Raw genomic sequence first — 5449 nt, forward strand, 5'->3', positions numbered from 1 at the left:
CTCACAGAAGTCTTGTTTTTACTAACAACATCCATCTGACTCTGAATACGATCATTCGCAGATTCCAACCGTCTTATCTTATCATCATAAGTACGTATATCCAAACGGATCCAACGAATTTGCGCATGACAATCCGCAATGGCACTATCGTATCGTCCCATACATAAACTCCTCCACTTTTTCTCTAATTATATCAAAAATTCTGATGTTTTACCATAAGGATTGGGAAAGTACCCTAAAAATAAAAGCAAGTCAAATGACTCGCTTTTACTCACTGATAAGTTTGATACGATAACCATCTCGGCTGGTGAAGTAGTTGTACTCATCCACTCCGACAACCGATTCTGTGAAGCTACTCTGGTAAAAAAAATAGTATAAAAATGATACTATTTTGTTCTTCCTTTCACTACCTTTTCCTTGTTTTCTTCTAGCCATTGTAGATAAAGCTCCACAAATCGACCTTCTTCCTCGTCAGAGTATCCTTTAAATACAATTCGATCCACATCTTCACGATTGAAGTAAAACAACTGTTCTGGGTTTAGTCCCATTGGATAAAAAGCTGCAGAATAATCAAACAAAACACTTTCGCCATTCTGTTCTATCGTAACCCCACGATTGAGAATCATTAGCTTTTGACTCCCCTCTTTTAAATAAACAATTGTTCCAATTGGCAAAATAGACATTTTCTTGTTTTCCTTTCAATTTATCTTTTTTCTATTTCTACAATACTATACGCCATCGTATTAGCATTCTTGAACTTTAAATGAATCATTTACCACCCAAACACTTTCTGGATTGATTTAATACCTGAATCAATGTCATTTCTAACTTCTCGGCATTCTGTATTTATAGCTCTTCAATTTCAGTTAATGTTAGTGTCTTATAATATGAGGGAACTTGCGGCATTCTCATCATTACAAAGTAAAACCAAGAAATTATGCCATTAATAATCAACAAGACTCCTTCTGAGCCATCATTAGTTCCCATAAAAAACATTAAACAAACAATATTAATTGCTAAAATTACATACCAATCAATCATTCGTTTACCTTTGGGTTCAAAAACAAGTCGACAGCGTTTACTATTTTGGGGAATTCTTGATTCAAACTTTCCTACCGCACTTTTTTCATAAAAGACAGCCATAAGATATGACAAGAATAAGGAGAATGCAAACACACCTAATTTCAAAAAAACTGTTGACTTATACCCCAATCAATGAATGCATTTTCTATGAGTTTATACGAGATACCTACTAATGGCTGAACCATGATAGCTAGAGCAGTAGGTGCACCTATTGGTGTCTTCGATTTTATTCTAAAACTATCATTGGATGGAGATAGCTCGACCATCTCAGCAGTAACCTCTTTAGGAAGTGAACCGAAGAAATAGGACTTACCTTTTATTGTAGTAGGATCTAAGATATAACTTTTATTCTTAAACTCAACGATTCTAAAAACTGCTATATTCGAATATTTAAATTTTAATTCCACATTTACCACCCAAATACTTTCTGAATTTTGTTATAAGTTACATTATAGCTTTTTCAGTTCTTTAAATTCTAGGTATTTCTTTTGATAAGCATAAGTCAATGGAATAACGCCGGATTCAATCCAAATAAATAGATAGGCCAACAAACCATTCAAGACTAGAATTGCAGCTTCTGTTCCATTATCTTGTCCCATATAAATAGAGAAAGCAATTGCATGTAAAATGAGAAATAGATAGGCATGGAATTGTCTTTTTTTCTTATTATTCTGAAAGACTATTTTAAACCTCTTCTTTTCCTGCGATAAACGACTTGAAATCTCCTTCCTCGATTTCATTAAAATACTTTGATAGACAATATAAGCTACCAAAATAGATATAGGAAATAAAGATACTTTTAAATATAAATCATGACTAATATCATAATATCTAAAAATTGATGTTACTTCTCTATACGAAAGAAGACCAAAACCAATAGATACCATACGCATTCCTGAAGGACCCATCTTAATTTTTTTATCAAAATTTTTATTCTGACTATCAAGTTCTATCAAATCAACTTCAAGAGTTTCAGGGGAAAGTCCCCAATAATAACTCTTTGGTGTCGTGGAGTTGGAATCAAGAACGTACTTTTTCTCTCCCATCTCTAACACATCAAAATAAGCAACATCCAATCCTCTAAAATTAATTTTCAAAATTACCACCCAAACACTTTCTGAATTGATTTAATACCTGAAGGAATGCTGTTTACGATGTTATTCATTCTATAATTTCTCAATCTTTTCAACCTCAATTTGACCATGCTTGTATGGATGAGCGATTGGAAAACTTCCTAGAGTAAACATGAAAAAGAATAACGATACGATTCCATTGATTACCAAGAAAGCTCCTTCTGTTCCATTATTCAAACCAAGAAAGAAAAGTAAACAAAGGGCAATGGCTCCAACAAAAGGATATGCTCCTCCGTTACTTTTCTGAATAGTTGTAAAGGTAACTATGTATTTATTGCTGTTTTTAGGAATCCATTTATCTGCTTTTTTATGAGATAACTTTAATGAAATCAGAATGGCAAAATAAGAAATTAGCATAGAAATTGCAAAGAGTAATAACTTTAATAATATTTGTTCGCTAATATTATTATGAATAAAGAGTTCCTTCAGTGCATCATAGCTAACCTTGACGATTGGTTGAACGATAATGGCTCCCATTGTCGCACTTACAGGTCTTCTATGTTTAATTGCAAACTGGTTATTATTCTTTTCAATCTCCACCATGTCCACTGTAATCGTATCTGTTTTTATTCCCCAGTAATAGCTCTTGGGGCTTATAGTACTTGTATCCATGACATACTTCTTCGATTCTTTATCTATCTGAACAATTTGAAAGCACATCATGCTTGAATTTTTAAATTTTAATTCCACATTTTTCTCCAAAAACAATGACGGTAATTCAATATTTTTGTAAACCACTATCAAATCCATCGAAAGCTCAGTATAGAGACTGCTTTAACATTATTACAATTCTTCAATTTTTTCAAATGTCAAAAATCTATTTCTATAAGAAAAGCTTATTGGGGGCATCGTCCAAACGCTCAAGTATAAGGCTAATGAAATTATACCATTAATTACTAAAATTGCTCCCTCTTCACCATCGTTTAACATTAAAAAGAAAAGTAAGCATGCTAAGTTTAGGAAAAGAAATATATACCCTGTTAACTCTCTTCTTTTAGTCGTTCGAAGTGTCAATCTAACTTTCTTACTTTCCTTAGGCAACCGTTCAGCTGCAATCTTATGTGCTCTTCGCAGAGAATTCCAAATAACAAAATAAGAAATCAACATAGAAATAAAATATAAAACTATCTTTATGAATATTTGTTGACTTATCTCATAATTTACAAATAAATTTCTTAACATATCGTATCCAATTTTTACAATCGGTTGGACCATTATAGCTATAGTGCTAGTTCCCAATAATGTTTTTGATTTTGTTTCAAAACTAGCATTTTTCTTATCCAGTTCCGTCATATCAACAGTGACATTTTGGGGTAATAAACCCCAACAGTATCTCTTAGGTGTCAGAGTGCTAGTATCCATAATATATTTCTGAGAATGCCCATCTATTTCAACTATTTGATAACAACCAATGTTAGAATTTCTAAAATTTATCTCCATTTTGTACTCCTACCACCCAAGCACTTTCTGAATTGATTTAATACCTGAATCAAAGGCCTTATTTAATTTCTCTAATTCCTTCAAATGTGACGTTTCTAATCTTATAAGCGGAAAGAATGGGAACCTTTCCAAATAAAAATGATAGAAGGAAAAATGAGATAATGCTATTGATAACGAGAACAATACCTTCTCCGCCATCATTAATAGACAAATAAAGTGCCAAACAAGCTATTATAGGGACATTAAAAATATAGGCATCAAAAACTTGCTTTCTTGCAGATACTGGTTTAAAAATCATCTCATATCTTCTACTAGAAGAAGGCAGTAAAGCTTTAACATTTTTACGTTCTTTCTCTCTTTTAAAATAAAAAATCAAGTAGGAGAATAGTATAGATGCGCAAAATACTACTAATTTTAAAATTATCTGTTGGCTAATATTGTACTCTTTAAAAAAAGTTTTCAATAAAGAATAAACAATCCATACAAGTGGTTGAGCAAGGATTGCCACATATGAAGCTTTAAACTTATTAATCGGGGTACTAAAATTGATATCCTCTCTGTTAAGTTCTGTCATCTCAACCGTTAATTCGTCCGTTGGAACACCCCAATAGTAGAACTTAGGAGTCATTGAACTTGCATCTAATATATATTTTTTCCCGTTTAGTTCTACAAGTTGATGACAAAAATACTTCGTTTCTCTATAATTAATTTCCAAAATTACCACCCAAACACTTTCTGAATTGATTTAATACCTGAATCGATAGCATTTCCAACTTCCTTGATACCTGAATCAATGTTGCTTCCAATTTCCTTAATACTCTTATCCAGATTGTCGCCCATCTCATTTGCTATATCTTTGATTCCTAGAAAATTATAATTATATGCCAAAGTAGCAAGTGCTGCTGCAGCTATCCCAGCACCAATAGCCCAACCAATCGGACCTGTAGCTGCATATGCAGCTACACTTAAAATAGCCTCTGAACCGGTTGCATAATATGCCGCCGCAAGTGTTGTTGCAGCTGCATCTACTGCTAATGTAGCGATTGCAGTAGTTGCAACAGTATGTGTAAAGGCACGTCCGGCATTTTCTTCTTGAAGATTTTTGACAAAGTCTAATCCCATAAAGACCGAGCTAATACCTGATATCCCCATGGAAACATTCGTACCTGGAATCGGAATACCAACTTCTGACACAGTAATATTCTTAAAAAGACCTTTTAGAGCATTCGTCGTGGAGTCTTTCGCAAATTGTTGAGCATCAAAGGCGAAATTCATATTTTTATAATATGAATTACCAGTTATTCCCACGCTCCAATAATTAGCTACATCCGGTACTGATACTTTCATTTTCTCAATAAGGTGCTTGATACCTTCTTCAAGACTTGTATAGACTGAAGTTTCCGCTAAGTCATTTCCATAGTCTCCTAACGTCTTAACTGAAGATGAATCTCCATACTCCGCCTTCTTAGTCACCTCCCTCGCCAGAGCCTGCAATTCCTCAATCCCTGCCTTGTCCTTGTCAAATGCAACGCCTGGATGATTCTTCTGGAAGTAAGCTCTTGCTAGGCTATCCACTTTCTGGTGATAGCGGTTTGCCGCCTTCTTGAAATGAGGATTACGATAGATAGCTAGCGCTTCAGGATTACGATAAGGGCTGGCCATGGTAACCGTCCCACTCACCTTCGTTAAGCCCTTATTTTGATTGTTTAAAATCGCATCTAACTCACTTGTGGCCTGCTTGCCATTGAAGGCAGCCAGGCGCTTCTCCGTCTCGGAAAGCGACTGTTTCGACG

General features: G+C 34.3%; 6 protein-coding genes and 1 pseudogene. All 7 read right to left on the bottom strand.

The window, feature by feature from the left end:
- Positions 1 to 386: 386 nt before the first annotated feature.
- Positions 387 to 683 carry a DUF4176 domain-containing protein gene (locus O3616_RS09820; RefSeq protein WP_371638769.1) on the bottom strand — a complete coding sequence of 99 codons (297 nt, stop codon included), beginning with the start codon at positions 681 to 683 and terminating at the stop codon, positions 387 to 389.
- A gap of 163 nt (positions 684 to 846) precedes the next feature.
- Positions 847 to 1499 (bottom strand): annotated as a pseudogene (locus tag O3616_RS09825) (DUF443 family protein).
- A 33-nt stretch (positions 1500 to 1532) separates the two neighbouring features.
- Positions 1533 to 2189 (bottom strand): DUF443 family protein, encoded by a 657-nt coding sequence (locus tag O3616_RS09830; protein ID WP_371638770.1) that lies wholly within the window; start codon positions 2187 to 2189, stop codon positions 1533 to 1535.
- A gap of 60 nt (positions 2190 to 2249) precedes the next feature.
- The gene (locus tag O3616_RS09835; protein ID WP_371638771.1) at positions 2250 to 2906 is read right to left on the bottom strand and encodes a hypothetical protein; all 657 of its coding nucleotides are present in this window, start codon (positions 2904 to 2906) and stop codon (positions 2250 to 2252) included.
- A 93-nt stretch (positions 2907 to 2999) separates the two neighbouring features.
- Positions 3000 to 3656, bottom strand: coding sequence for a DUF443 family protein (locus O3616_RS09840; protein ID WP_371638772.1), 657 nt, complete (start codon positions 3654 to 3656; stop codon positions 3000 to 3002).
- A gap of 58 nt (positions 3657 to 3714) precedes the next feature.
- A complete protein-coding gene (locus tag O3616_RS09845) occupies positions 3715 to 4380 on the bottom strand; it encodes a hypothetical protein (protein WP_371638773.1) in 666 nt (221 codons plus the stop codon).
- The coding region (locus O3616_RS09850) for a hypothetical protein (RefSeq protein ID WP_371638774.1) at positions 4374 to 5449 on the bottom strand (1076 nt) is incomplete at its 5' end. The genes O3616_RS09845 and O3616_RS09850, both read right to left, overlap by 7 nt.

The sequence above is a fragment of the Streptococcus sp. 27098_8_86 genome (genome assembly GCF_041432595.1).
GTDB classification, from domain to species: domain Bacteria; phylum Bacillota; class Bacilli; order Lactobacillales; family Streptococcaceae; genus Streptococcus; species Streptococcus pneumoniae_F.